We start from the raw sequence: 26,966 nt of genomic DNA on the forward strand, positions 1-26,966 counted from the left end.
ATTTTAGATGTGCTTTTTTAGTAGAAATTTATCGACCTGAGTAAGTCGTAAAACTGCTATTTTTTATTGGAAGGAGTCATGATGGTTCGATATGGTTGTCAGACTCCCAGCCAGTCGGTGATACTTGATTATGAAAAGAGTCTTGGCCAAGAAGCTATAGATATCTATAAGAAGACTGGTTTAAGTCCTTATCCATGGCAAGAAAAGCTTATTAAAGATATTTTTGCAGTTAATGATGATGGTTTATGGACTCACTCTAAATTTGGTTACGCAGTACCACGTAGGAATGGTAAGACCGAGATAGTCTACATGGCCGAGCTTTGGTTTTTAATGGATGGTAAAAATATCATCCATACCGCTCATAGAATTTCTACGTCACACTCATCTTTTAAGAAACTTAAAAAGTATTTAGAGAAGATGGGCTTGGTTGATAAGGTTGATTTCAAATCAATAAAAGCCAAGGGACAAGAAATGATTGAGTTAATAAAAACTGGCGGTGTTATCCAATTTAGGACCAGAACAGAGACAGGAGGTCTTGGTGAAGGCTTTGATTTGCTTGTTATAGATGAGGCCCAGGAATACACCGAAGGTCAAGAATCAGCCTTAAAATATACTGTTACAGACTCTGATAATCCTATGATTCTTATGTGTGGTACTCCACCTACACTGGTATCTGGCGGTACTGTTTTTAGCAAGTATAGGGATCTTATCCTTAGTGGTGGGAAAAACCACAATGGCTGGGCAGAATGGTCTGTAAGTGAGATGACTAATCCTTATGATATTGATGCTTGGTACAAGACTAATCCATCTATGGGATATAAGTTAAGGGAAAGAGCTGTCGAGGAAGAGATTGGACCTGATGAGACAGATTTTAATATTCAAAGGCTTGGCTATTGGGTTAAGTATAATCAAAAATCAGTTATTTCAAAGCTGGATTGGGATAGACTTAAACTTACAAGGTTGCCTAGCTTGGTTGGAAAGCTCCATGTTGGTATAAAGTATGGCAATGATGGCAGGAATGTAGCTTTATCCATAGCTGTTAAGACCCTATCCAATAGGATATTTATAGAATCTATTGATTGTCAGTCAATAAGGAATGGCAATGATTGGATTGTTGATTTTTTGAAGAAAACTAAACCTATCAGTGTAGTTATTGATGGTGCTAGCAGGCAGGATATATTAGAAGAGCAGTTAAAAAGGGCAGGTATTAGACAGGTGACTTTACCAACTGTTAAAGAGATTATAAAGGCTAACTCCTTATGGGAGCAGGCTATTTATGATAAGAGCATTTGCCACTTAGACCAACCATCACTAAGTCAAGTTGTTACTAACTGTGAAAAGCGAAATATAGGCTCTGCAGGTGGTTTTGGATACAGGAGTCAGTTTGAAGATATGGATATCATCTTGATGGATTCATGTCTTTTGGCACACTGGTCATGTATAGAAATAAAAGAGAAAAATCAACAAAGAATCAGTTATTAAAGTGGGTGTAAACTATTAGTTGACACTTGCTTTTTTAATATAAAAATTACCGGACACGGGCAAATGGGAGGAGAAAATGAGCGATTTTAAAGTAATTGAAAGTCAAGAAGAATTAGACAGGATACTCAAAGACAGGCTAGAGAGAGCAGAGAAAAAAGCAAAGGAAGAAATGCAGGGCCTAATTGATAGTCTAAAATCTGAGAATGCTGGCCTAAAAGATGAAAACACCAATTATCAAAAGCAGTTAGAGGGAGTAAAGGAAAAAGATGTTACTATTTCAACCCTAGAAGGTGAGATAGAATCTTATAAAAAGGCTGAACTTAGACGTAAGGTAGCCATAAAAAATGATATTCCTTATAGCTTAGCTGATAGGATTATTGGTGATGATGAGGAGAGTATGGCAGAGGATGCTAAGAGATTGGCAGAGTTTGTCGGAAAAAAAGATCATGTGCCACCATTAAGAAACTATGAGGATAAAAATCCAGATGATATGGATGGTGCATTAAAGGATCTATTAAATAATTTAAATACAGAAGGAGAATAAAATATGGCAGTTTTAAGTAAAGGAACATTATTTCCAGAAGTTTTAGTAAGTGATTTAATTTCAAAGGTACAAGGTAGGTCATCTTTGGCTAAGTTATCAACTCAAAAGCCTATACCTTTTAATGGTCTTAAGGAATTTGTTTTTTCTATGGATAATGAAATTGATATAGTTGCAGAAAATGGCCAAAAAACTGAAGGTGGTATTAGTTTAGATGTTATTAAGGTAGTACCAATCAAGGTTGAATATGGTGCAAGGGTATCGGATGAATTTATTTATGCCTCTGAAGAGGAACAAATAAATATATTAAAAGCCTTCAATGATGGATATTCAAAGAAGCTTGCTAAGGGCATAGATATTATGGCTTTTCATGGATTTAACCCTAGAAAAAATGCTGCATCAGATATCATAGGCAATAATTGCTTTGACAAGAAGGTTACACAAACTGTGACTTTTGACGGTAGCAAACCAGACCTAGCAATCGAGAGTGCAGTTGACCTTGTAGAAGGTGCTGAAGGTGATGTAACTGGTCTAGCTATAGATACTACTTTTAGGGCTGCTCTTGCAAAAGAGACTGTTGATGGAGAAGGAAAGGGTGCAAGACTATATCCAGAACTAAGATGGGGAGGCAATCCTGGTAATCTTAATGGAGTTAATCTCGATGTAAATAGGACTGTAGCTAATGGAGGAACTACTAAGGCTTATATTGGTGATTTTGCTAGTATGTTTAAGTGGGGCTATGCAAAACAAATACCTCTTGAAGTAATTAAGTATGGTGATCCTGATAATTCTGGTAAGGACCTAAAGGGATATAACCAAGTTTACTTAAGAGCTGAAACCTATATAGGTTGGGGAATCCTAAGTCCAGAGCACTTTGCAATTATCAAAGGTGCTTAGAAATGACTAAATATTATAATACAAAGACTAGGGCTATCATTGATAGTCCTTTTCTCATTTCTGGTGCAAACTGGATAAATTATGAAGATAAGGACAATGAAGCAGAAAAATCAGTAGTAGAAACTAAGAAAGAAGATAGCGAGCTTGAAGTAACGAATCAAAGTTCGTCCAATGAGAAGTTTACTAAGGCTGATATAGAAAATGAGCTTGTAGCCCTTGGTATTGAATATGATAAAAAATCGACCAAGGATGAACTATATGCTTTATTAATGGAGCAGTAAATGACAACTTATGTAAGCGTGGATGATGTTATTAGTTTATGGAGACCTTTAAATGCAGAGGAAGTTGATAGGGTAAAGAATTTAATACCTGTTATAGAAAACACACTAAGGATTGAAGCTGATAGGGTAGGTAAGGACATAGATGTTCTTAGCGAGGATAGTGAAGCTTATAAGTCTGTGTTAAAGTCTGTAATTGTTGATGTTGTAGCAAGAACTCTTATGACATCTACTGATTCAGAGCCAATGACCCAAACAAGTGAATCGGCTTTAGGTTATACCTGGTCTGGTACTTTTCTAGTTCCTGGAGGAGGTCTTTTTATTAAGAAATCTGAGCTTGCTAGGCTTGGTCTGAGAAGACAAAGATATGGAGTGATTGATATCTATGGCGAGAATACGAGGGATTGATATTGTTCTTATTAATAAGAAAAAAGTAGGTACAGATGCCTTTCATGCTCCTATTTATGAGGATATTGAAAAAGTAGTTAATAATGTACTCGTAGCTCCAGCATCATCTGATGATATTGTTGATTCAATGAATTTGTATGGAAAAAAAGCGATTTATGTTTTGGCCATACCAAAGGGTGATGATAATATATGGGAAGGCCAAGAGGTGAAGTTCTTTGGTCAAAAGTTTAGGGTTTTTGGAAAGGAACTTGAAGGTATTGATCACTTGATTCCCTTATCATGGAATAAGAAAGTATGGGTTGAAGCATATGAGTAAAGTTAAGTTTAAATTAAATAGGAAAGGAGTTTCCGAACTACTCAAGGGTAACAAAATGCAAGATGTTCTAAAAGATGAAGCAAAAAAGGTTCTAAATAGGGCTGGAGACGGCTTTAAAATGGATGTGATAGTTGGAAAGACCAGGGCTAATGCTATGGTTAAAGCTGATAGTCCTAAGGCTTACTATAAAAATCTAAAGAATAATACTTTAGTCAAGAGTTTGTGATGATTGAAATTATTATTCTTAATTATTTAGAGAAGAGATTGGATTGCCCTGTAGTTTTAAGCTTAGAAGATGGATTTAAGGAAAGTAGATTTGTTAGATTTGAAAGAGTTGGCTCTTCTAAGACAAATCTTATTAATAGGGTTAGCTTAGCTTTTCAAAGTTATGGATCTAGCCTATTAGATGCTGCTAAGCTTAATGAAGAATTGAAAAGTGCTGTTAGTGAGCTATCAGCACTAGAAGAAATAGGTTCAGTAAAACTAGTTTCAGATTATAATTTTACTGATGATTCTACAAAGAAGTATAGATATCAAGCTATATATGAAATTTATTTTTAGGAGGTTATATGTCTAATAGTAATTTAGTTTCTTGGGCTAAGCCTAAGATTGGGGGCGGAATTAAATCGGCTCCATTGGGAACACAACTACCTACTGATGCAATGAGTCAGTTAGATCCTGCATTTAAGAATTTAGGATATATATCAGAAGATGGTCTAACAAATGCTGATGAAAGAGAGACTGACGATTTAAAGGCTTGGGGAGGAGATACAGTATTAACTCTATATACAGGTAGGAGCGATTCTTTTACCTATACACTTATAGAAAATACTAATCTTGATGTGTTGAAGGAAGTATATGGAGCTAGCAATGTAGAAGGTGATCTAAAGACTGGAATTAAGATAAAAGCAAACTCCAAGCCATTGGAAGCCCATAGCATTGTAATTGATATGATGTTAAAGAATGGAATTTTGAAAAGGATAGTTATACCTAATGCTTCTGTATCGGAAGTGGGAGAGATTGCCTACACAGATGAAGATGCAGTTGGTTATGAAACTACTTTAAAAGCTAATCCGGACACAGATGGAAATACTCATTATGAATATATTATTTCATCAGGAGAAAAGCATGATTAAGGGAAAGACAAAAAGTGGATTTACCTATGAAATTGATGAAAAGATTTTAAATGATTATAGATTTTTTGAGTTAATTTCAGATATTGACGAAAAGCCATATAGAGCACCTAAATTGGTTGAAACTTTATTAGGAAAAGAACAAAAGGATAAACTTTTAGCCCATTTAGAAAAAGATGGTCATGTTGATTCTAAAGATGTGATGAAAGAAATAGAAGATATATTTACACATACTAAAGAATTAAAAAACTAAGTATCCTTGCTAGAGTTATAAAATTTGATGAAGATTCATTGATTTGTGATTTAGCAGAAACTTATGGAATCTATGATTATAAGCAGCTGCCTTTGTATAAGGTGGCTGTTTTTTGCAAAGGTCTTAGAAATAATTCCAGAGTTAAGATGAAAATAAGCGGACAGAATTTTTCTGATGAGACTATGTTACTTGCAGGCATTTTAGATGCTAATAACTGGTTGGTTTGGTCTAAGAGTAAAGATGGCCAGAAAAACAAGAATAAGCCAAAGCCAGTCCTCAAACATATGTATTCAGATAATTCTAAACAAAATAATTGCATCAAGTTTTCTTCTGGTAAGGATTTTGAAAATGAGAGAAAGAAAGCCATTGAAGCTATTAAGAAGGGAGGGTAAGTATGGCTGATTTAGGAAAAGCTTACGTGCAGATTGTTCCTTCTGCAGAAGGAATAGCTAATAAAATCCGCTCTGTTATAATGCCAGGGATGGGTTCTGCTGGAGAAAGTGCAGGATCTAGTTTAGGATCTAAATTAGTAGGTATGGCAGTTAAAGTAATTTCTGCTGCAGGTATAGGTAAAGCTATAGCTAGTTCTGTTAAACAAGGGGCCGCCCTTGAACAAAGCATAGGCGGTATTGAGACCTTGTTTAAAAATTCAGCTTCTAAAATAAGGGCTTATGCAAGTGAAGCCTATAGGACTAGTGGAGTTAGTGCTAATGAGTATATGAGCCAAGTTACTAGCTTTTCAGCTGCTTTGATTAAGTCCTTGGGAGGAGATACATCAAAAGCTGCAGAGATTTCTAATATGGCAATGGTTGATATGAGTGATAATGCCAACAAGATGGGCACTAATATGCAGGATATACAAAATGCATATCAGGGCTTTAGTAAATCCAATTACACAATGTTAGATAACTTAAAACTCGGTAGAAAATCCATAGCCGAGTATAAACCTAGTGAAAACGGTAGAACTCTAATAAAATATTAATAGACAATACCGTGTTTTATTATTGAACCTAGTACGTGGTTAGTATATAGTGCTTATATAACCATGTGGAGGTAATAAAATGATTTGGGTAAAATTGTCAAGATTTAAAAATTATTCTATTAATGAATTAGGTCAGGTAAGAAATGATAATACTGGACATTTAAAAAAGTCATATAAAAATAAAAATAATGGGTACTTTACGGTTGATTTATGGGAAGATAATAAATCTAACAAAGTTACTATTCATAGATTACTTGCAGAAACATTTATACCAAATCCAGAAAATAAGCCTACTGTAGATCACGCAGATGGAAACAGAGAAAATAATGATTTAAAAAATCTTAGATGGGCTACTTATTCTGAACAAAATTCACGTTTTAAGACAAATGGTGTTAGGAGTGAAAAAATCCTGGTAACACAATTTGAGGAATTTAGAAAGAAGCGTGGAGGTGGTCATATAGGATGGGGAAATATAATTAATAAATTATACTTTAATAGTATTTCTGAATGTGCTGACTATTTTAATTGCTCTTTATCTAATATATCTTTGAGGTTAGAAGATAGAAATATAGGTAGACGTGGAATTACAAGAGGGTTTTTAATAGAATATTTAAATGGCAATAGAATCAAACATAATAAAATGTAACGACTATCGAAACAGATTAAGCATCCAAATAGGTGCTTTTTTAATGGAGTAGAGTACATTCAGGTGAATGGAAGCGCTAGGATGCAAATGCATAAGATATAGTCTAATCTGTATGGTGACATACAGCAGTTAATAACGGTTATGAACTAACGAATCATAATGAATATGTACTATGTATGGTGGTACGAAAAGTGAGATGGAAAGGCTTTTGGCTGATGCTCAAAAGCTAACAGGAGTTAAATATGACATAAATAATTTATCAGATGTATATGAAGCTATACATGCTATACAAACAAACCTAGATATTACTGGCACTACGGCCAAAGAAGCTTCAGAGACTGTATCAGGTTCATTTTATGCTATGAAGGCTGCAGCTTTAGATTTGTTAGGAAACCTAGCATTGGGAGAAGCAATTGGACCTAGTACACAACATTTAATTGAGACTACCAAGACTTTTTTGATTGGTAATCTGATTCCAATGGTTGTTACTGTTTTATCTTCATTACCTAGCATGATAGGAGAAGCTTTTAATAGCTTAGCTCCTGATTTTATAAAATATGGTAAGAAATTATTGGAAGCATTGGGTATTGGTCTTAGTGATACTTCACCTATACTTACGGTTTTTGATTCGATTAAAACGAACCTAGCACCAGTTTTTGATTCACTAATGCAGGCTTTTAATAAATTACCTGACCTTTTTAATAGTATTGCTCAAGCTATCTTCCCAGTAATAGAGAGTATAGCTTCAGGGCTTAGTAGGTTAAATTTTTCTGGTATATCGGTACTAATTGATGCATTGATTCCAGCTATTAAAAGTGGATTTGAAACTATGATGAATATAGTAAAGCCTGCCATTGATATAGTTATTAATTCCTTTGTAAATTTATGGAATGCTGCCCAACCTTTGATAGCGACTTTGAGCCAAGCTTTAAAGCCTGCTTTTGATATTCTTGGGGCTTTTCTAGGAGGAGTTTTTAAAGGAATACTTATAGGGATAGCATCTACTTTTGATATGGTCAAGTTAGCTATAGATTTCTTAAAGCCAGTGGTTGATTTGCTAGTTCAAGCATTTATAGCATTAAGTCCTGTTTTTACTAAAATAGCCGAGTGGGTTGGAGTGATAATTGGCCTATTTGGTAATTTCTCAACCGCTGGTACAAGTTTAAAGGACATAATGATAAGTGTATGGGAAAATATTAAGGGAGCAATTAGTGCTGCTAAATCTTTTATTACAGGTGCTATTGAAGGTATCAAGTCTATATTTTCTGCTTTGTCTTCATCAGGTAGTTCTTTAAAGAATGCACTTTCCAATGCATGGAGCTTAATAACTGGAGCTATTAGCTCTGCCAAAGCGACAATATCAGGACTAATTGATGGAATCAAGTCTTTCTTTAAGTCCATGACTAATTCTGGCGAGGCTTTGAAAGGAGCAATGAGTACTATTTGGGATGGAATAAAGCTTGTTATTTCTAATGCTAAGAATTTGATAGTAGGAGCTATTAATGGGATTGTTAATTTTTTCAAGAATTTATCTTCAGCAGGTAAAGCTTTATCGAATGCTTTATCAAATTCTTGGTCTGCTATAATTTCTGTAATAGCAGGTGCTGTTAAAAGTATTGGGGGCTTTATTAGTAACATTTTTAGTTCGTTTAATCGTTTACATCAAATTAATTTATCAGGAGCTGGTCGTGCGATTATGAATGGTTTTCTAAATGGTTTGAGAGCAGCCTGGGGAGCTGTAAAAAGTTTTGTCGGAGGAATAGGTTCATGGATAGCTGAGCATAAGGGACCTATATCATATGATAAGAAGCTTTTAATACCTGCAGGTTTAGCCATAATGAGCGGACTTAATAAAGGATTGGAAGATAATTTTGATTTAGTGAAAGGTACAGTAAAATCTATGGCTCCAGAACTAGAAAATTGTTTTGGAACTGCTGATTTGAGAGCAGGAATGGATATTGATAGCGATATTAATAATGCTAATAATTCATTGAGATATAAGGTTGATTCTCTTGATCTTGCAGAATGGAATACAAATGAAGAGAGTCCAAAGCCGGTCGAGTTAATTCTTAATTTTGGAGATAGGATATTAGAAGGATTTGTAGAAGATATTACTAGGATTCAGGATAAAAATATCGCTCTAAAGGAGAGATTTTAGTTATGATAATTGAAAAGTTAAGTAGATGTGCCCTTACCTATAATGGTAAATTGATGGATAAAATTGTAGATGACTTCATGATTACTAATGTAGAAGGTAGGGGCCTATTTACCCCTAAAAACGAATATGTAAGTATCAACGGAATAGATGGCGATGTTCTAAAAAATTCTTCTTATCCAAGTAGGGATATAAAGGTACAGTTTTACCTATATGCCAAGAATAACGAGGAATGGTTAGAGAAAATGAAAATTATTACAATGGCCTTGCAGAGTAAGGATGATGTAGAGTTTTCATTCAAAGATGAACTAGGGATAAGATTTGGAAGACTTTCTGGATTTGATGATCCTGATTATGATTCGAATTCTGCTATAGGGTATTTTACGATTCATTGCTCAGATCCATTCTTGTATTCAGATGTAATAGAAGTTAATAATAGGATTAATAACCTTAGATATGACTATTACCCTGTCAAAATCGAGTCGATTGTATTTAAGGCTAATGAATCAAGTGATAAGATTAGAATATACAATCCAAATTCAGGGGAAAAAATAATCGTAAACAAGAGCGTAAATTCAGGAGATAGAATTAGCTATGATGGTCAGAATATTTGGATTAATTCACAAAATGTATTAAGATATCTTGATTATGTTTCGAGTGACTATTTTGAATTTGAACTTTATTCAGAAGATAAAGTCTTAGCTAATGTATCAGATGATATAAAAATAAAGTATAGGTACAAGTTGTTATGAGCGGAATATTTATTTTTGATAAATCACAAAACTTATATAAAACAATTCCAGATAAAAAAATATTAGCCAATTATCAAGAGCAAGAACTTAATGGACTAATAAGTGGGACCTGTCAGGTAAAGTATTCTTCAGATTTAGAAGATGCTTTTTTTTATGGAGTAAAAGATGAAGATAAGTTTTGGTTATATAGCATAAAGAATGCTATAAAGAAAGAAAATACTATTACCTTTAAAGGGGTGCATATAATGTATGATGACCTTAAAGGTAAAGTTGTAAGAGATATTAGGCCCAATGATAAATTGGTTGGGTCTGTATGTACATCAATATTAGTGGGGACAGGATGGGAATGTATTTCTCATTGTAATGTTAGAGGAAGTGCTAATTTCTACTATCAATCTTCATTGTCAGCTCTTTATAAAATTGCTCAAAAATTTGGGGTTGACTTTATTCCTGTCATAAAGTTTTCAGATGGAAAGATTGTTGCTAAAGAAATACACATCTATTCTAAATTAGGTGAAGACTTGGGTAAGGTCTTTTCATATAAGGATAATTTGGTTCAAGTTGTTGCCGAAACATCTTCAGATGAACTTTTCACCGCCTTTATAGGTAGGGGCAAGGGAGAGATGAAAACAGACGAAAGTGGGAAGGCCACAGGTGGATATGGGAGAAAAATCAAATTTGATAGTATAAATTATAAGGATACTATCGACGGTATAACAGTTCATTCACCAATCGGTTCTGACATGATTGAAATTAAAGAAGCAACAAGAATCTATGGTTATCCTGATGGTAGCCCAAGAATTTGTACTGTTGACTTTGACGATATAGAAGATAAAAGAGAATTAGCGATAGCGACTTTCAAATATGCGATTGAACATAGTAGGCCAAGGGTACAACTCAGAGCCAAAGGTCATGCATATGAGAGAATAGGTATTGGTGAGATAGTAACTATTATCGGCCCAATGGATATTAGATTTAAAACAAGGATCTATAAGCTCAAGAAAGATTTTCTGAGTAAAAAAATATTAGATTTTGAATTTGGCGATAAGATTGTTAAATCAATGAGTGATAGGCTCAAAGATAGTCAAATTAATAGTAAGGCAGATGAGATTAATGATATAAGCTTTATGGATTCTATATTTACTATGATTGAGTCTACTTACTATAATGAAGATGGCTACCAATATGATCTAAAACCAGATAATAAATATAAGTTACCAGCAGGTCTTTATAGCTTCAATAAACCCATAGACCAGAATCCAGATAAGGTCATATATTTGGGTGCTGGAAAGCTAATGATAGCTAATTCCAAAAAAGATGATGGATCGTGGAATTTTAGAGTTGCACTTAATGGAGATTCAGTAAATGCTGATGAAATTAGAGCAGGCATTCTAAGAGGCGGAAAGGTCCGCTGGAACTTGGAAGATGGAACCTTTATTATCGGAAATAATCCTACAGATTACAACTTGTATTGGGACGGGTCGACCTTACACCTAAGGAATGTGGATATAGACCTAGAAAACAACCGCACTATCCAAGACCTTAAGAACAAACAAGGTATGACCGACAAAGAGATAGCAGCTAGGAAAGAAGAAATTGAAAGTGCCAAGAAAGACCTACAAGAAGCGAAGACATCTCTTGAGGGAAGTATATCAGAAGTCTCAAATAATGTAGGAGATTTGGATAACAGATTAGACCAGCAAGATGAAAGGAACAAGCTTGTAAGCAAAGATATATTAGATCTTAAGACTAATCTAAAGATTACAGATGGTAAAATCCAGACAAGCGTAGACTCAATAAATAAAACAGTAGAAGAGAAAATCAGAGCCAATAAAGATTATATAAATGAAAAAGACACATCCCTTAGAACATATTTGAATAATAACTATTCAAGTATAAGTCAAACTGACGAGAAAATATCTAGTGAAGTCGTAAAAATTCAGGTAGAAACTGAAGAAAAAATCCGTCTTGGAGATAATAACCTTAAAAGTTATATCACTCAAAACTACACAACAATTAATCAAACTAACGAGAAGATAGAAGCTACTGTTAAGTCCTTTAAGGATGATATGAGTAAGTATGAGTCTAGATTTACTCAGTTAAAAGATGAGATAAGCTTACAGGTAAGTAGTAGTAAGCAAAGTGGAGTGTATAAAAACTTAATAAAATATGCTTGGAAATGGGCTAGTGGTCACGGAATATATTGGTATCCTGATAAGAATGATAAAGGAGTAGCTCAAGGTGGGACATATTATATAGAAAGCAATGGAGATATAAGATTTACCTCGAATAAAAAAGCTAACACATGGACAGCGTTTAATTTCGATTTAGTAGAAATGGAAGCGGGAATAAAAGAATATACGGTTATTTGTGAACCTAGTGAAATGAAAGATACTTTACAATATCCACAATTTCAGATTAGAAATAAAGAGGGTGATAATATAACGAATTATCCTTATTTTAATAAAAAAGATAGAGTTTATAAACTAGTTATTAAGGATGATAAATTGAATGAAATACCGAATATATTTAGGATAAGCTTTAAAGATAGTCAAGCGGGAACGGATAAGGATAGAAGTATTGTTATACCTCAAGGAAAACTCGCTGTAGTCAAGGGTTGGCATCCTAACTTAACTTGGAACGATATATATACACCTAATGATCAAGGGATTGAAGAAGTTAGATCTGAGCTTAAAGTTAAAGCTAATGAAATATCAGCGAGTGTTAGTAATAAGGTAAGGGGACTGGAAAGTAAAATTAGTATTCAAGCGGATAGAATTTCGTCAAAAGTATCCAGAGGTGATATTATATCAGAAATTAATCAATCGCCTGAACAAATCAAAATTAAAGCAAGTAAGATTGACCTCACAGGGAATGTTAGTGTTAGGGGGGATTTTGCCACTTATGACGGGTCTGGTAATATTGGAGTAGAGATGTCATATAATAGGGTTCGCTGGAGTGATAATCGTTGGGAAAATAAAACTTTCGGAGAGATTAATGTAGTCAAGAATTATAGCAGTGATTATAATTATAAGTTTAACATAGGGCATTTTAAGACAGGAAGGACTACGATATCATATAATGATGGCAGTTCATGGTATCCTTATGTAACCTTTGACAGGTGGAACTATACTGGTAATGGAGGCCAAAGTCATCCAGTTTGCTTTAATGAGGGAGTAAGATTTAAGGGTGAGTGCAAATTTCAAGATATTATACACTTTGACCACATGCGACTGAGAGAATATACAAATGGAATAGCCCTTGAAAATTATGATGGAAACGGACTTTTTGTAGATAGGGATGGGAGTGTATGGATAATGAAAGGTTCGAGAAGGTATGAGGTAGATGTTAAATAGGAGGAAGAATGGATCCATTAATACAAATATATATTGATAGATTAGCTCAGTGCGATTACGATAATGCAAAACTAATTTTAGAAAATCAAAGTCTACAAAAAGAAAATGAGAAACTAAAAAAAGAATTTGCTGAACTTAAAGAAAGCAAGAAAGAAGGTGATTAGATGGATACTACTAATCTAAGGCAAGTACAGGGCGGTACTGTAATCAAGCAGGCGGATAGGTCGTCAGTCTTATCTTTTATCCTCCAAGACGCCAAGGGCAGGGAGGTAAAGCTTGATGGGCAGGCAGCACAGGTAGCCTTATATACAAATCAAGGGAGATTTTGGGAGACAACCACTAATGTAAAAGGTGCGGAAGTCTCTTTTTCTATGCCGGGTAATCTTGCGGTAGATGACTACCTCCTTGATATAAGTGTAGGGGGATATGTCTTTCCAAGCGATAGAGACCTAATTATTAGAGTTACCCAAGGATATAAGGAATTATTAAATAAAGAAAGTGCAGAAAGCACAAGAGAAACATTAGCCGGTATAAGAAAGAAAGTTGAAGAAGAGTCTGAAAAAAGGCTTAAAGGTCAGCTTGAAAAGATAGATGGGAAAAGCGAAAGCACTATCCAAGCTATAGAAAGAGACGGACAAGAGTATATAAAGCTTATCGGTACAAATAAAGAAAGTGCAGTAGCTGAGATTGAAGCAAAGAAAAAAGAAGCTTTATATATAATCGAGGAGAAAAGAAAAGAATTTAAAGGAGACAGGGGCGAACCTGGACCGAAAGGCGACCCACTAAAATATGACGACCTTACTGAAGAGCAAAAGAAAGAGCTTAAAGGAGAAAAGGGAGAACCAGGTACTAATGGTGTTAAGGGTGATGATGGTATATCACCAACTGTAAAAATTATTGAAGAAAACAACGGGAACAGAGTAACTTTTACAGATAAAACTGGAGAAAAGTCTATCTTTATAAAAAACGGTGAAGCTGGAGAAGCTGGTAAGTTTGATATTAATTCTTTGAGCGAAGAGGAAAAGAAAATCTTCAAGACTGAATTGGTAAATGATTTGACTACTGGTGGAGTGGATAAGGCTTTGTCTGCTGAACAGGGCAAGGTGCTTTTTCAGTCTGTCGATAAGGGAAAGGATTTGATTGCTAAGGCTCTTGTCGACAAGAATGTTCAAGCTAGTAAAGACGAGTCTTTCGGCGACTTAGCAAATAAGATTAAGGAGATTAGAGCTTCTGGAGGTTACGGTCTTGGGGATGTAATTGAGCCTGAAAAGATAGAGCCTATCACTAAAGATAATTATAAGTATAAATTTGATTCTAAAATTGAATATAATAAATATTTTTTTGATGGTGAAGGTAATTTGTATGTTATTCTTATTGGTAATGATAATAATAAGACTTTACTTAAATATGATAAAAATGGTGATGTCGTTATAAAAGTTAATGAGTTAAAATGTTATTTTCTTGATAAGGAAAATAATATTTTTATCTGTTCCAAACTTGAAGGGTTACGAAAATATGATAAAAATAATGAGCCTGTGAATATATTACCACGTGAACGTACACCAAATGCTAATTATATGTACTCGGATACTGAGGGTAATTTATATACGCTTGATAATCCTATGATAGTTACAAAATATAATAAGGATGGTGTTGAGATGTGGAGTATCTCAGATGTCAGTAGCTTTGTTGTTGATGGTAAGATGAATGTGTATGGTATGAACAAAGATGGCTTGGTTACAAAATATAGTAAGGATGGGGTTAAGTTATGGGCTAAGGAGTTTAATTGTCATTCAAGTTTAAGTGTGGATAAGTAAGATTATCTTTATTTTGTTGCTAAAAATAATAAAAAGTGCCAAGTTGTTAAAGTTGATGATGATGGAAATATCTTATTAGCAAGTGAGGATGATATAGCTGCTAAATTTAGTATTAATTGTAAGGGTAAGCTAATTGTGAGATTTCCCACTAAGATACTTGTGTATAATGTTGATAATTCTAAGTCATGGGAAGTTAGTGGTGCTATTAATTATATGTGTGATAAGCAAGGTAATATTTATGTGAGTAAAGATAAATATAACTTAATTAAGTATGATGGAGATGGGAAACTCTTACACGATTATAGTGTTAAACATTTAAGAAATTATAAGTTAGATGATAAAGATAATTTATATTTGATAGTAAGCAAATCATTAATAAAGTATGACACTAATAACAACAAGGAATGGGAAATTAATAATACGAAATATTATTGCTGGGATAAGGAAGGTGATATTTATTTTCTGAGAGAAACTGAACTTTATAAATACTCCAAGGGAGAGGAGCAAATGGTATGTAATCTTAAAAATATTATAAATACAACTTATAAGATTACGCTTAGAATGGATAATTATGGTAATTTGTATATTGAAAACAATGAAAAATTGTTTAAGCTTATTAGGGTAAATGATAAGATTGTTACAGGGTATAAGATAATATCTTAAATACAAAAGTCGGATAACAATACAAAAGCTAAGAAAGAGAGGACACGCTCTCTCTTTTTTATAAAAAATTTTAAGGAGGTACACATATGTACAGAATACAAAAAGCATACTACACAGGAACAGATGAAACTAAGGTAAGGTTGACTCTACAAGAGCCTTACAGAGATTTTGTCGTATCTTTCAGCGGAGATTTGACAAACGTCGAAGATGATATCTTAGAGCAAAGAGCGATTAGCAAGCTTGCAAGAGAATTTAGCCCATCAAAGGCTTTAGAAGATTTAGCAAAAAGACAAGAAGAGCAAGAGCAATCAATCAAGTCTATACTAAAGACCATCACACTTGCTAAAGACTTGTCGAAAGACCAAAAAGAAGAAATCTTATCTAGGTATGAAGAATACAAAATTGGTAAAGAGTATAAAGAAAAAGATAAATTCACCTTTGATGGAAAGGTGTATGAAGTTAAACAAGAGCATAGAAGCCAAACTACATGGATACCATCATCAACACCTAACTTATATACGGAGTTTCTTAACGTGAAAATCACAAATGGAGCTGGAGAAGTAACAGAAGTAGTAGCAGAATTTAAACAACCTACAGGGGCTCATGACGCTTATAATAAGGGAGATAAAGTTTTATTTAATGGAAAAGTATATCAATCTAAGATAGACTCAAATACCTTTAGTCCAGACCAATACGCTGATGGTTGGGAAGAAGTAACACAATAAGAAAGGGAGTGAAAACTCTCTTTTTTATATAGTAGAAAGGAAGTGGGAAAATTGTGTTTGGATTAGCAAAAGCAATTAGCGAGTATGGAATATTAATAGTAATAGCAGGTTTATTTTTATATTTCTACATTTCAGACAAAAGAACTTGGCAAAAAAATCAAGACAAGCAGTTTGAAAGAAGTAATGAGATAAACGATAAACTAACGGAAATAATTGCAAAAAACACGTCAAGGTTGGAATTGCACGAAACAAGTTTGAGTAAACATTCTTGCGATACAAGACAAAGTTTTGATGACCTAAATGCGAGAGTTGATAAGATAGATGATAAGATTGACTTATTACGTTCTACAACACAAGAATTGGCAACTAAAGCAATGGCAGAAGAAATCAAGGAAGAAGTAAGAAGTTTAAAACGTTAGGGGACTAGAGAAAATCTAGTCCTTTTAAAATCACAAGGAGATAAATATGAATGATATTTTAGTAAAAGTATTAACAAGTGTAGGAATACTAGTGTTAGCGAACCTATTTGTTTATATAGGTAATTTGAGCAAAGAAAAGATAAACTCAATAGAAAACTATAAGGTTAGAGATGCAGTAGCTAGGTTATTGGATATAATAAGCAAATGTGTTGGAGCTACTAACCAAACTTATGTAAAGGAGCTAAAGGAAAATGGGAAATTTGATAGAAATTCCCAAGAAGAAGCATGGAATGATACGAAAGCGTCCATTGAAAAGATCTTGGATAATGAATCTAAAGAAATTTTAGGCAAAGCTTATGGAGATTTAAATGACTACATTAACCAAGCCTTAGAAGATGAAGTAAAAAGACAAAAGGAGAGTAAATAATGGGGAAAGTAGAAACATATACACAAAGTGCAATAAATATAGCTAACGATAACAGGCACGGATATAGTCAATACTCTAGATGGGGAAGACCTAACACATGGTCAGACTTTGACTGTTCGTCCTTAGTTATTTCTGTTTGTGAGTGGGCGGGTATCCCAGTAAAGACTAAGGGAGCGACCTACACAGGCAATATGTACACTCCATTTATTAAATGTGGATTTAAAGATGTAACTAACAGTGTCAATTTAAGCAATGGATCAGGACTACAAAGAGGAGATATCCTCCTAAATTCCTACCATCATACTGAAATATATATTGGTGATGGTAAGACTGTTGGAGCTAAAATAGATGAATATGGAGATATAGTAGGAGCAAACACAGGCGATCAGACAGGCAGGGAGATATGCACTAGCTGGTACTACAATTATCCTTGGACATCAGTTTTAAGATTTGTGGGAGATGATAAACAAGTAAGTCAAAAAATAAGTCTCAAAAGCAAGCCTTCTGGATTGATAAAGAATGAGTCTTGGTACGGAGTAACTGAAGCGATATGCAATGTAAGGTCAGCTCCTAGTACAAAGGCTCCAGTAGTGGCTCAATACGGAAAAGGAGAAAAAATCTACTATGACTCAGTTTATGAGGGAGACGGCTACAGGTGGATATCTTATATCTCATGGAGCGGAGTTAGAAGATATGTTGCATATAGGAGGCTTTCAGGAGACACTAGTCCTTGGATAAGAATTGCCTAAAATTAAGATCTAAATTTGACCTGCCTTTTGGCAGGTCCTTTTTAGATTCTAGTTTAATAGTATGGATGAATATTAGGATATAAATAAAAAAGAGACCGTTAAATGGTCTCTATAACTTCTATTATACCGATTTGCTACTAACTACATTTTAACTACAAGCATATGTTTTTATATGTTTTTATATGCTTTTATATGCCATAAACTGAATATATATTTTTCTTATGCGTTGATATGTCGCAATATGCGTTTATATGTTTGTATAATTATTACTTGGTGGAGAATAGGGGACTTGAACCCCTGGCCTCTTGACTGCCAGTCAAGCGCTCTCCCAGCTGAGCTAATTCCCCAAGTCGATTTTATTTTAGCATATTTTTTTTAAAAAAACAAGCCATCGTAAGGTGGCTTGTTTATATTTTTTTGTCAACCCAGTCTCCTTGGTAGAATCTGTATCTTAGGCTTACAAATCTTGATGTTTGATCAGAAAGTATGCCTAGCCATATTCCTACTATTCCAAGACCTAAGATATGGACTGCTAGTAGGGTTACAGCACTTCTTATGAAGGTTACTGATACTAGGGCTACGAGGAGGGTGTATTTTACATCTCCTGCAGCTCTTAGACAGCCTCCATAGATGGTTTGAGATATTTGTAGGAGGACTATGAGGGTTAGAAATCTCGTTATTATTACTCCGTATTCGATGATTTTTTTGTCTGTAAAGAAGAGGCCGAATATATTCCTTCCAAATAATATCAAGATTATTGATACTATGACGGATAGGGCGAAGCCTATTTCCTGGCAGACCTTGCCATAGGTCTTGGCAGCTTCTTTATCTTCTGCACCGAGGGCATTTCCAGAAAGGGCTATTGCTGCAACTTGCATACCGTTACCTAGGGAGAAGTTTAGGGATAGGAGATTCATTCCTACATTGTGGGCAGCAAATATTTCTGTGCCGAGGCTTGCTGCGGTTATGGCAGTTATTAGGAAACCAATCCTAGCTGAAACATTTTCTACAAAAATATTAAAGCCTAAATTAGCTATGGATTTGCCTATATTTTTGCTGTAGGCGAATTTAACTTTAAGAAAGTGGGCAAAGTTTAGGTAGGAAGCTTTCCTTGTTAGGGAAATTATACACATAAGACTTGCCACAAAGGTTCCTAGAACTGTAGCTATGGCTGCTCCCCTTATGCCCAAAGCAGGAAATCCGAAGTTTCCATAGATAAGTAGGTAGTTGAAGGTCATATTGACAAGGGAGCTTATAAGGTTTGATATGAAGGCTATCCTGGTGTTACCGCAACCCCTGTGGCCAGCGTTTATTACCATGGCTATGGCATTAAAGATTATTCCACCCATGATTATTTGAAAGTATTGGATAGATAGGTCATGGGTTTCGCTATTTGAGCCTGCGAATTTTAGGATTGGGTCTAGAAATGGAATCATAACTAGATCAACGAGAATAACAAAGGAAATTACGATGTAGATGGCAGTAATAAGTGTTCTGTTTGCTTCATTCCTATTTCCTTCTCCCTGCCTTCTAGCTACTAGGGCAGAAACGGCAGCATTTATCGAAAAGAATATGGTTAGGGCTATAAATTTAGGTTGGGTAGTAAGACCGACTGCAGCGACTGCACTAGGCCCCATGCCCGATACCATGAAGGTATCAATTATATCTGCGATTGAAATAAAGAAAAATTCTAAGAGGGCTGGCCAGGCAATCCCTATAGATTTTTTCCAATAAGCTTTACGTTCCAAGTCTCCTTCTTTCTAATCTATTAAATCTAGGTATTTTTCTATGTTGATATTGTCTTCTTTACTTTCTTCTATTACTTTTTTGTAGATTTTAGAGATGCTTGTTACAGTTTTTCTAGTAGCTTCTTCTATAGAAAATCCCTCCAAATAATAGGCTATAAATAGGCCGTCAAAAAGATCTCCAGTTCCTGTAAGTCTGTTTGGAAGCTTCTTGAAGGCTACTTTGTAGTCATAAGTATCGTAACCTTTGACAAAATATTCGTCATTTTCTTTTACTGAGGTAATGATGAATTTCTTGCCAGATTTTTTTAACTTTTCGTAGTCTAGGTCAAGGAATTTGGCCTCGGTAGAGTTTGGGGTGATAATATCTGCTATTTCAAGTAAGGATTTGTAATTGTTTAGGATAGTTTCGTCAATGCTTGGGTATAGGCTACCATCATCGCCCATTATTGGGTCGAAGAGAATAGTTGTTTCATAGGAAAGATTCTTGATGTAATCGTAGATTATATCCCTTTGCTTAGTATTGTGGATGTAGCCGATTGAGATTAGGTCGAATTTAAAAGCTAAGTCATCCCAATTCTTCAAAGAATCTTCTAGGTATGTAGTACAATCTAGTATTGCGTTTTTTCCGTAGGAAAAATTATTTGCTATAAGGGCTGTTGGCAAGAAAAAGGTATTATGTCCCTTATAAGACAGGATATTTTCCATCATTTTACCGGCGATTTTGCCTAAGGAAACAAAATCATTTATAATAAGTATATTTTTCATATTTTTCACCTCACCTTATATCTTATGAATTATCTAGCTTATGTCAACACCAACTTTTTGAAAATATTGTAAAGATTTTAGCCTTAATGATATAATGAAGGTATGTATAAGTTCAATAAAAATATTATCAACAAAATAAATGAAAATAAATATGTGAAAAAGACAAGGAGCAGTTTGGGTAATCTAATATTTTCTCGTGCCGGACTTTTTGTCCTTCTTGTTATTTTACAAATCCTTTTTATGATATATTTTTATTACAATGCTAATATTGGTATCAGCTATCTTTTGGGAGGAGATAGCCTATCCAAGCTTCTCATAATGCTTGTAATACTTAATATGAGAAATGTATCCAACGCTAACAAGCTTTCTTGGTTTTTGTTAATAGCAATCTTTCCAACTTTTGGTATAATTGCCTTCATTATGAGCCATTACTCTTTAGGTTATAAGACTGAACAGAGGAAGGTATTAAATCTTGATGAAGAATCTAGAAAATATTTCGATAAGGATAAGGACCTCTACGAGAGAATCGAGGATAGGGAGAAGAGAATTTATCCCATAGCCAAGTACCTAGATGATGTTGGTGGTTTTCCGACTTATAGGAATACATCATCCACTTACTATAAGGTTGGAGATGATATGTTCGAGGCCATGCTTGAAGATGTTAAGAAGGCCCAAAAGTTTATATTCTTGGAATTTTTCATAGTAGATTATGGTTATATGTGGGGAAGCCTCCTTGAAGAGCTAGTAAAAAAGGCTAAGGAAGGTGTAGAAGTTAGGCTATTAATTGATGGGTCAAATCTAATCACTAGATTAAAGTCGAACTTTCCCCTAGAGATGGCAAGTCTTGGCATAGAATGTAGGGTCTTTTCCAAGATGTATCCTATAGTATCAACCTATCAGAACAATAGGGATCACAGGAAGGTCATGGTTATTGATGGCAAGGTTGGCTATACTGGAGGAATAAATCTTTCGGATGAATACATCAATGTCTTTGAAAGATTTGGCCATTGGAAGGATAGCGGGGTAAGAATTGAAGGCTCTGCTGTAAAAAGCTTTAGTATAATGTTTTTAAATATGTGGTCATCCTTGGCTAGTAAGTCAGAAGACTACAGTCCCTACCTAAAGATGTATCCAAACAAAGAAGCCTCAGGCTTCTACATTCCATTTTCCGACAATCCTTTGGATAACGAAACAATCTCCAAAAATGTCCTTCTTGATACCATAAACAAGGCCAAAAATTATGTCTACTTGATGAGTCCCTATCTAATAATTGATGAAGAGATAAGAAATTCCATCAAGCTTGCGGCTAAGTCAGGTATAGACTTTAGGATTTGCCTACCTCATATACCAGATAAGAAAATTGCTTTTGCCCTTGCCAAAGACCATTACAAGGAACTAATAGAAGCTGGAGTGAGGATTTTTGAATATACTCCAGGCTTTGTTCACTCAAAAACTTGGCTTGCTGATGATAAGGTAGCCTTTGTCGGTACGGTCAATCTTGATTATAGGGCCCTCTACCAAAACTTCGAGTGTGGCCTATATATGTACAAATCAAATAGCCTAGTTGAAATAAAAAATGACTTCGACATATTTTTCGATATTGGGACTGAAATAAATATGGAAGATGTAGAAAATATTAAAATAGTATCAAAATTATTCGCCAAAATCGCCAAGCCTTTTGCAGTGTTGATGTAGGCTTAAAACTTAACTTCTCGTGGTTAATACTTCGGGAAGTTTTTTGTTGGAAATTTTCATAAGCTCTTGCAAAAATTTTAGTAGCTGATATAATTTAATTAAGTAGCGTATGGTATATGACCAAACACCATAAAGGAGGATTCATGTTTAATATTAGTTTTTCTTCTGAAATCCCCTTGTACATGCAGATAGTCGATGAAACCAAGTCATTTATAGCTGCGGGCTATTTTAAGGATGGAGATAAGTTTCCTTCAGTAAGGGAATTATCCAAAAGCCTATCTATTAATCAGACTACAGTATCTAAGGCCTTTAAGGAACTTGATAGACTTGGCTTAATCGAAACTAGGCCTGGCATAGGGACTTTCATTAAAATTGATTCGAAGAAGCTTTCCTCATCCAAGGATGAGTTTGAAAGAGTTCTCGTGGATGATTTTAAGGAGGCGATTTTCTTAGGCTTTAGCAAGGATGAGATTATTGGAATTTTTGATAAGACAGAAAGGAATTTATATGAAGATTAGAGCAAATAATATTAGCAAATCTTTTGGGGAGAAGAAAGTTCTCGATAATATTTCCTTCGGCCTTGAAGAGGGGATGATAATAGGCCTTGTCGGCCGTAATGGTTCTGGTAAGACGACTCTACTCAAGTGCTTGTGTGGAATATATGATTGTGATGGGGGTGGATTTTTCTTAGATGATAAAAAACTTAGGGATAAACCAGACTTAATTGCAAATATCGCCTTTTTGCCTGATAGATTTGATTACTTTAATTATTACAAGATTAAAGATATAGGAGATTTTTATTCAGTGATTTATAAGAATTTCGATAGTGGATTTTTCTTTACTGAGCTTAACAAACTAAAAATCAACCCAAATCTCAACTTAAGGAGCCTATCCAAGGGGCAAAAAAATATTACAGGTCTTATTACAATCCTTGCTACTAAGGCTAAAATTCTCTTGGTTGATGAGATATTAGATGGGATGGATGTTCTTAACAAAAAGCTTATTATGTCCTATCTTTTGGATGCAAAAGACGAAGGTCGATCAGTTTTTGCCTCAAGCCATGAGCTAGACCAACTTTCAGGTTTAAGTGATTATATTTACTATCTTACAGTTGATGGTAAGTTGATTGATACAAGTGATAAGAAAATCAATAAGCTAAAGAAGGTTCAGATAGTCTTTAAGGAAGAAATCGCCAAAGACCTAAAAGAATCCCTAATCCTCGTTTCAAGCCTAGGAAGGGTAGCAACTTTTCTAGTTAATGATGATTATAGGCTAGAAAAAATGCTGGCTAGGGATGACATAGCCCAGTACGATTTGCTAAGTCCGAAGATTGAAGATTATTTTTACCTTGAAGCGGGAGGTGAAGAAAATGCGTAAGTTCAATGATTTACTTAAATTTACTTGGAAGAGATTTTCCGTTTGGATACTCCTAGTAACAATTTTTTGCACTATGGCTGTTGGAATTTTAGTTCAGAATAATATAAAGAATGATTATGAGAGATTTACCAACTGTGTTTTAGATATGAGAGAAAACTTGTATGGTGGTAAACACAATGAAGATATTGAAATTAATGAAGAAAGCATAGATAAGATAAAAATTGAGGCCTTGAAGCTAAAGGGAAAGTATAAGCTTTGCGATGATGACGATGTCTTTAGTTTGGATGTCGATGGAAAAGCCCAAGATGATTACTTCGAAAGGCTTAGCAAGAATGGTGGCTATGATGCTCATTATATTTATAATAATATCAGGAGTTTTCTTGAGAAGTTTGATGATGGAAAGTTTAATGGGTCAGGCTACTACGAGGCCCTAGTCTTTCCTATAGTAATCTTTATAGGCCTTTTTGCTCTAAGCATTACAAGTCTTGAGCAATCTTTGGCAATTTATGATTTTACAAGACTTATGCCATGGAAAAAGAAAGATGAACTAATAATGAAAATAGGGATAGTTTTTCTCTTTGGAATGGTGATTTTTGCTATAAATACCCTAGTACTCGCCTTTATCTTGAAGGCTTCAGCCTTTGGAAAAGTGGTAAGTTTTTCTTTAATAGCTGGGCAAATTTTAAGAAATATCCTTATTTTCTTGGGAGCAAGTATAATTTCTACTTCCCTAGGTTTTATAGGGGGAAATTTCCTAGGCCATTTGGGTCTTTATATAATGACATTCGCAGGCTTCGAACTTTATAGGGTTAATTTAAACATGACCTTGAATGCTTTTTCCTCTGACTTTGCTGGGAGGGTTGAAGATCTAATAAGAAGTTTTGAAGGAAGACTTAACCCTTTCTTTAAAACCCTCATGTCTCTTAGCTATATGAGAGTAGATAGTCTTATTACAATTCTTGCCTTTCTCATCGTGGCACTTGTAATATTCATCCTTGCCCTATATCTTAGCAAGAATCAAAGTAGCGAAAGAAGCGGTTATATGATAGCAAATAAAAAGCTAGGAGTATTTTGTAAGCTAATGGCAAGCCTAACCCTTGCTAATCTTATGACCAGCATACTAGCAAGCGTATTTGTTCAAAAGATTAGTCCTGTTATAGTAATAATATTTATACTCGCCTTATTGATAAGTTATAAATTCTTTGATATGCTATTTAAGATAAGACTAAAATTTTAAGGAGTAAGTATGGCTAAAGATAGATTAAGTTGGCAAGAATATTTTATGAAACTCGCAAAGACTGTCGCAAGACGTGGAACTTGCGACAGGGCCTATGTGGGTTGCGTTTTGGTAAATGAAGAAAATAGGATAGTTTCCACAGGATACAATGGATCGATAAAGGGTAACCCTCATTGTGACGAAGTAGGTCATACCATGCGTGATGGCCATTGTATAGCAACAATTCACGCTGAGATGAATGCTATTTTATACTGTGCCAAGGAGGGCATAGCAACTAAGAATACTATTTGTTATGTAACTCATTTTCCATGCCTAAATTGCACCAAATCCCTTATCCAGGCAGGAATAAAGAAGATTTATTACAATGAAGCCTACAGGATGGACGATTATGCAGTAGAACTTCTTAATAGAAATCATATAAGTTTTGAGAAAATCGAAATAAGGGATGATTTATGAAAATAATAGCCTCGGACTTTGATGGAACCCTTCTTATAAGAAACAAGCTTAGGGAAGGGGACCTTAGGTCTATTAAGTCCTTCCAGGATAGGGGCAATCTCTTTGGTATAGTTACTGGCAGGAGCTTTCATTCTTTAAATAAACTAATCGAGGGAAAGCTTAGTCCTGACTTTGTTATAGCCAATAATGGCTCTCATATCCTGATAAGAAATGAAAAAGCTATGACTGAATTGGTAAAATTTACCCTAGATAAGACTAAAGTAGCTAGGCTAATAAATTTTTATAAGCCATATTTTCCTATCAAAATCTTTACCGATAAGTCCAGGAGACTAGATAGGCTTGATGAAATCATAGATCGAGAAGAAATTCTAGCCCTTGCTATTTATAGCGATAAAAATTTGGACAATCCATTCGATGAAGATTTTTCCTTTCACAAGTCGATTGGTGTAATTGATGTTATAAACAAGCAAGTATCTAAGAAAACAGGCATTGAATTTATCAAGGACTTCTATGGCTACGATAAGGAAATTTACTCCATAGGAGATGACCTAAACGACATTTCCTTCCTAGAAGCAAGCAGGCTGTCCTTCACCCTAAATTATGTAAGCGAAGAAGAAGTCTTGAAGGTTTCTAATTATAAGGTTGAAAACATAGAAGAACTTATAGAAAATATAGAAAAATGGACATAAGTAAAGCACCAGGCTCTGTCTAGAAAAGACAGGACGAGGTGCTTTTTGTTGTGTAAATTAGTTGATTTTATCGACATTTACGAAATCAAGACTTCTTATTATTTCTTCCCTACTAGGAAGGTCAAGAACTCTTGCAGTTGCTGCAGCACTTGCGACAGAAACCCTGTAAGATTCGATTGGATCACCGTCACGAACTATTGTTCCCAAAAATCCAGCAATCATAGCATCCCTACAAGCGACTGTGTTGATGATTTTTTGTCCATCATCAATTGGGGTTGACTCATATACGTCATCACCGACAAAAAACATTGAACCATTTGCTCCATAGGAGATTATTACATACTTTGCTCCCATATTTATAAGTTTTTTTCCATAAGGGATATAGTCCATCTTATCTTCTATTCTCACATTGAAAATTTCTTCTATATCCTCGCCATTTGGCTTAACCAAGAGAGGTTTTTCCTTGACAATATCAAGTAGATATCTAGCAGGAACATCCGCAATAAAGTCTGCTCCGTTGGCAGTAGCTACAGAAACAAGTCTTGTATAGATATCATTATCTAGGCCATCTTCCATTGGTGGAACTGAACCACCAAAGATAATAGTATCTCCCTCTCTAGCCCTTGATAGGAAATAAACTAGCTCGTCAACTTCGTTAGACTTGATAGTTGGTCCTGGGAAGTTAATCATGGTTTCTTCGTTGTTTTCGAAAAGTTTGATATTAGTTCTGTTGTGGTTAGCCATCTTTACGAAATTAGTTCTTATATTTTCGCGGGTCAACCAATCAGTGATAAACTCACCTTGAAAGCCTCCTACAAAGCCTGTAGCTATGGTTGGAATCCTCAAGGAAGAAAGAATCCTTGATACATTAAGTGCCTTACCACCAGGAACAGATCTTTCTGAAAGTATGTCATTTTCCTGGCCGAGATTGAGATGCTTAAGCTCCACGAAAAGGTCGATGGATGGGTTAAGTGTTACGGTATAAATCATTATTACTCCT

Annotated in this window: 32 protein-coding genes and 1 tRNA gene; 29 read left to right on the forward strand and 4 right to left on the reverse strand. The window is 34.8% G+C overall.

The genetic code is table 11. From position 1 onward, the window contains the following. Positions 1 to 78: 78 nt before the first annotated feature. The 23 genes from HMPREF0077_RS05990 to HMPREF0077_RS06095 all read left to right on the forward strand — a co-directional run bounded on the left by HMPREF0077_RS05990 (position 79) and on the right by HMPREF0077_RS06095 (position 17,999). Positions 79 to 1,482, forward strand: a complete 1,404-nt coding sequence (locus HMPREF0077_RS05990) for a DEAD/DEAH box helicase family protein (protein WP_248596440.1) — start codon at positions 79 to 81, stop codon at positions 1,480 to 1,482. A gap of 76 nt (positions 1,483 to 1,558) precedes the next feature. Beyond that, positions 1,559 to 2,026 (forward strand): capsid assembly scaffolding protein Gp46 family protein, encoded by a 468-nt coding sequence (locus HMPREF0077_RS05995; RefSeq protein WP_004837097.1) that lies wholly within the window; start codon positions 1,559 to 1,561, stop codon positions 2,024 to 2,026. A gap of 3 nt (positions 2,027 to 2,029) precedes the next feature. Then, on the forward strand, positions 2,030 to 2,920 hold the full coding sequence (locus HMPREF0077_RS06000; RefSeq protein WP_004837098.1) for a phage major capsid family protein: 891 nt from the start codon (positions 2,030 to 2,032) through the stop codon (positions 2,918 to 2,920). 2 nt (positions 2,921 to 2,922) lie between these two features. Beyond that, entirely contained in the window at positions 2,923 to 3,201 is a 279-nt protein-coding gene (locus HMPREF0077_RS06005; protein ID WP_004837099.1) for a hypothetical protein, read from the forward strand. Further along, complete coding sequence (locus tag HMPREF0077_RS06010) at positions 3,202 to 3,606, forward strand: phage Gp19/Gp15/Gp42 family protein (protein WP_004837100.1); 405 nt, start codon at positions 3,202 to 3,204, stop codon at positions 3,604 to 3,606. Then, positions 3,584 to 3,922, forward strand: a complete 339-nt coding sequence (locus HMPREF0077_RS06015; RefSeq protein ID WP_004837101.1) for a hypothetical protein — start codon at positions 3,584 to 3,586, stop codon at positions 3,920 to 3,922. Before HMPREF0077_RS06010 ends, HMPREF0077_RS06015 begins: the two co-directional genes overlap by 23 nt. Continuing rightward, complete coding sequence (locus tag HMPREF0077_RS06020; RefSeq protein WP_004837102.1) at positions 3,915 to 4,148, forward strand: hypothetical protein; 234 nt, start codon at positions 3,915 to 3,917, stop codon at positions 4,146 to 4,148. The genes HMPREF0077_RS06015 and HMPREF0077_RS06020 overlap by 8 nt, the downstream gene beginning before the upstream one ends. Then, complete coding sequence (locus HMPREF0077_RS06025; RefSeq protein WP_004837103.1) at positions 4,148 to 4,483, forward strand: hypothetical protein; 336 nt, start codon at positions 4,148 to 4,150, stop codon at positions 4,481 to 4,483. Before HMPREF0077_RS06020 ends, HMPREF0077_RS06025 begins: the two co-directional genes overlap by 1 nt. A gap of 8 nt (positions 4,484 to 4,491) precedes the next feature. Then, positions 4,492 to 5,058 carry a phage tail tube protein gene (locus HMPREF0077_RS06030; protein ID WP_004837104.1) on the forward strand — a complete coding sequence of 189 codons (567 nt, stop codon included), beginning with the start codon at positions 4,492 to 4,494 and terminating at the stop codon, positions 5,056 to 5,058. Beyond that, positions 5,051 to 5,308 (forward strand): hypothetical protein, encoded by a 258-nt coding sequence (locus HMPREF0077_RS06035; protein WP_004837105.1) that lies wholly within the window; start codon positions 5,051 to 5,053, stop codon positions 5,306 to 5,308. Before HMPREF0077_RS06030 ends, HMPREF0077_RS06035 begins: the two co-directional genes overlap by 8 nt. A gap of 38 nt (positions 5,309 to 5,346) precedes the next feature. Further along, positions 5,347 to 5,700 (forward strand): DUF5361 domain-containing protein, encoded by a 354-nt coding sequence (locus HMPREF0077_RS06040; protein WP_004837106.1) that lies wholly within the window; start codon positions 5,347 to 5,349, stop codon positions 5,698 to 5,700. A gap of 2 nt (positions 5,701 to 5,702) precedes the next feature. Further along, positions 5,703 to 6,290, forward strand: coding sequence for a hypothetical protein (locus HMPREF0077_RS06045; RefSeq protein ID WP_004837107.1), 588 nt, complete (start codon positions 5,703 to 5,705; stop codon positions 6,288 to 6,290). Between the two features lie 79 nt (positions 6,291 to 6,369). Continuing rightward, on the forward strand, positions 6,370 to 6,936 hold the full coding sequence (locus HMPREF0077_RS06050; protein WP_004837108.1) for an HNH endonuclease: 567 nt from the start codon (positions 6,370 to 6,372) through the stop codon (positions 6,934 to 6,936). Positions 6,937 to 7,132: 196 nt separating this feature from the next. Then, positions 7,133 to 9,094: a phage tail protein gene (locus HMPREF0077_RS06055; RefSeq protein WP_155811741.1), complete on the forward strand. Its 1,962-nt coding sequence runs from the start codon at positions 7,133 to 7,135 to the stop codon at positions 9,092 to 9,094. 2 nt (positions 9,095 to 9,096) lie between these two features. Continuing rightward, entirely contained in the window at positions 9,097 to 9,843 is a 747-nt protein-coding gene (locus HMPREF0077_RS06060) for a distal tail protein Dit (protein ID WP_004837110.1), read from the forward strand. Next, positions 9,840 to 13,199 carry a phage tail spike protein gene (locus HMPREF0077_RS10370; protein WP_004837111.1) on the forward strand — a complete coding sequence of 1,120 codons (3,360 nt, stop codon included), beginning with the start codon at positions 9,840 to 9,842 and terminating at the stop codon, positions 13,197 to 13,199. Before HMPREF0077_RS06060 ends, HMPREF0077_RS10370 begins: the two co-directional genes overlap by 4 nt. 8 nt (positions 13,200 to 13,207) lie before the next feature. Next, positions 13,208 to 13,363, forward strand: coding sequence for a hypothetical protein (locus HMPREF0077_RS10660; RefSeq protein ID WP_004837112.1), 156 nt, complete (start codon positions 13,208 to 13,210; stop codon positions 13,361 to 13,363). Further along, positions 13,364 to 15,016: a hypothetical protein gene (locus HMPREF0077_RS10885; protein WP_004837113.1), complete on the forward strand. Its 1,653-nt coding sequence runs from the start codon at positions 13,364 to 13,366 to the stop codon at positions 15,014 to 15,016. It begins immediately after the preceding gene. 159 nt (positions 15,017 to 15,175) lie between these two features. Further along, positions 15,176 to 15,679, forward strand: a complete 504-nt coding sequence (locus HMPREF0077_RS06075) for a hypothetical protein (protein WP_155811742.1) — start codon at positions 15,176 to 15,178, stop codon at positions 15,677 to 15,679. An 86-nt stretch (positions 15,680 to 15,765) separates the two neighbouring features. After that, the gene (locus HMPREF0077_RS06080; RefSeq protein WP_004837115.1) at positions 15,766 to 16,404 is read left to right on the forward strand and encodes a carbohydrate-binding protein; all 639 of its coding nucleotides are present in this window, start codon (positions 15,766 to 15,768) and stop codon (positions 16,402 to 16,404) included. Positions 16,405 to 16,457: 53 nt separating this feature from the next. Then, entirely contained in the window at positions 16,458 to 16,823 is a 366-nt protein-coding gene (locus HMPREF0077_RS06085; protein ID WP_004837116.1) for a hypothetical protein, read from the forward strand. A gap of 46 nt (positions 16,824 to 16,869) precedes the next feature. Continuing rightward, complete coding sequence (locus HMPREF0077_RS06090; RefSeq protein ID WP_004837117.1) at positions 16,870 to 17,250, forward strand: hypothetical protein; 381 nt, start codon at positions 16,870 to 16,872, stop codon at positions 17,248 to 17,250. After that, on the forward strand, positions 17,250 to 17,999 hold the full coding sequence (locus tag HMPREF0077_RS06095) for an endolysin-like domain-containing protein (protein ID WP_004837118.1): 750 nt from the start codon (positions 17,250 to 17,252) through the stop codon (positions 17,997 to 17,999). The genes HMPREF0077_RS06090 and HMPREF0077_RS06095 overlap by 1 nt, the downstream gene beginning before the upstream one ends. Positions 18,000 to 18,270: 271 nt before the next feature. On the opposite strand, the gene HMPREF0077_RS06100 is transcribed toward HMPREF0077_RS06095, so the two are convergent. The 3 genes from HMPREF0077_RS06100 to HMPREF0077_RS06110 all read right to left on the reverse strand — a co-directional run bounded on the left by HMPREF0077_RS06100 (position 18,271) and on the right by HMPREF0077_RS06110 (position 20,512). Next, positions 18,271 to 18,346, reverse strand: a tRNA-Ala gene (locus HMPREF0077_RS06100). A 60-nt stretch (positions 18,347 to 18,406) separates the two neighbouring features. Next, complete coding sequence (locus HMPREF0077_RS06105; protein WP_004837119.1) at positions 18,407 to 19,747, reverse strand: MATE family efflux transporter; 1,341 nt, start codon at positions 19,745 to 19,747, stop codon at positions 18,407 to 18,409. Between the two features lie 12 nt (positions 19,748 to 19,759). Further along, complete coding sequence (locus HMPREF0077_RS06110; RefSeq protein ID WP_004837120.1) at positions 19,760 to 20,512, reverse strand: PfkB family carbohydrate kinase; 753 nt, start codon at positions 20,510 to 20,512, stop codon at positions 19,760 to 19,762. A 102-nt stretch (positions 20,513 to 20,614) separates the two neighbouring features. Here HMPREF0077_RS06110 and cls point away from each other — a divergent pair, with 102 nt between their 5' ends. From cls to HMPREF0077_RS06140, 6 genes are all read left to right on the forward strand, one after another. Further along, entirely contained in the window at positions 20,615 to 22,207 is a 1,593-nt protein-coding gene (gene cls, locus HMPREF0077_RS06115; protein WP_004837121.1) for a cardiolipin synthase, read from the forward strand. A 143-nt stretch (positions 22,208 to 22,350) separates the two neighbouring features. Then, a complete protein-coding gene (locus HMPREF0077_RS06120) occupies positions 22,351 to 22,725 on the forward strand; it encodes a GntR family transcriptional regulator (protein ID WP_040349514.1) in 375 nt (124 codons plus the stop codon). Further along, positions 22,715 to 23,584 (forward strand): ATP-binding cassette domain-containing protein, encoded by an 870-nt coding sequence (locus HMPREF0077_RS06125; protein WP_004837123.1) that lies wholly within the window; start codon positions 22,715 to 22,717, stop codon positions 23,582 to 23,584. The genes HMPREF0077_RS06120 and HMPREF0077_RS06125 overlap by 11 nt, the downstream gene beginning before the upstream one ends. After that, entirely contained in the window at positions 23,577 to 24,821 is a 1,245-nt protein-coding gene (locus HMPREF0077_RS06130; protein ID WP_004837124.1) for a hypothetical protein, read from the forward strand. The genes HMPREF0077_RS06125 and HMPREF0077_RS06130 overlap by 8 nt, the downstream gene beginning before the upstream one ends. A 9-nt stretch (positions 24,822 to 24,830) precedes the next feature. Continuing rightward, positions 24,831 to 25,277: a deoxycytidylate deaminase gene (locus HMPREF0077_RS06135; RefSeq protein ID WP_004837125.1), complete on the forward strand. Its 447-nt coding sequence runs from the start codon at positions 24,831 to 24,833 to the stop codon at positions 25,275 to 25,277. Beyond that, positions 25,274 to 25,966 (forward strand): HAD family hydrolase, encoded by a 693-nt coding sequence (locus tag HMPREF0077_RS06140; RefSeq protein ID WP_004837126.1) that lies wholly within the window; start codon positions 25,274 to 25,276, stop codon positions 25,964 to 25,966. Before HMPREF0077_RS06135 ends, HMPREF0077_RS06140 begins: the two co-directional genes overlap by 4 nt. A gap of 57 nt (positions 25,967 to 26,023) precedes the next feature. Here HMPREF0077_RS06140 and HMPREF0077_RS06145 read toward each other — a convergent pair whose 3' ends face one another. Continuing rightward, positions 26,024 to 26,956 (reverse strand): 1-phosphofructokinase family hexose kinase, encoded by a 933-nt coding sequence (locus HMPREF0077_RS06145; RefSeq protein WP_004837127.1) that lies wholly within the window; start codon positions 26,954 to 26,956, stop codon positions 26,024 to 26,026. Positions 26,957 to 26,966 lie beyond the last annotated feature (10 nt).

Origin of the sequence: Anaerococcus tetradius ATCC 35098 (assembly GCF_000159095.1) — a bacterium.
Lineage (GTDB): Bacteria > Bacillota > Clostridia > Tissierellales > Peptoniphilaceae > Anaerococcus > Anaerococcus tetradius.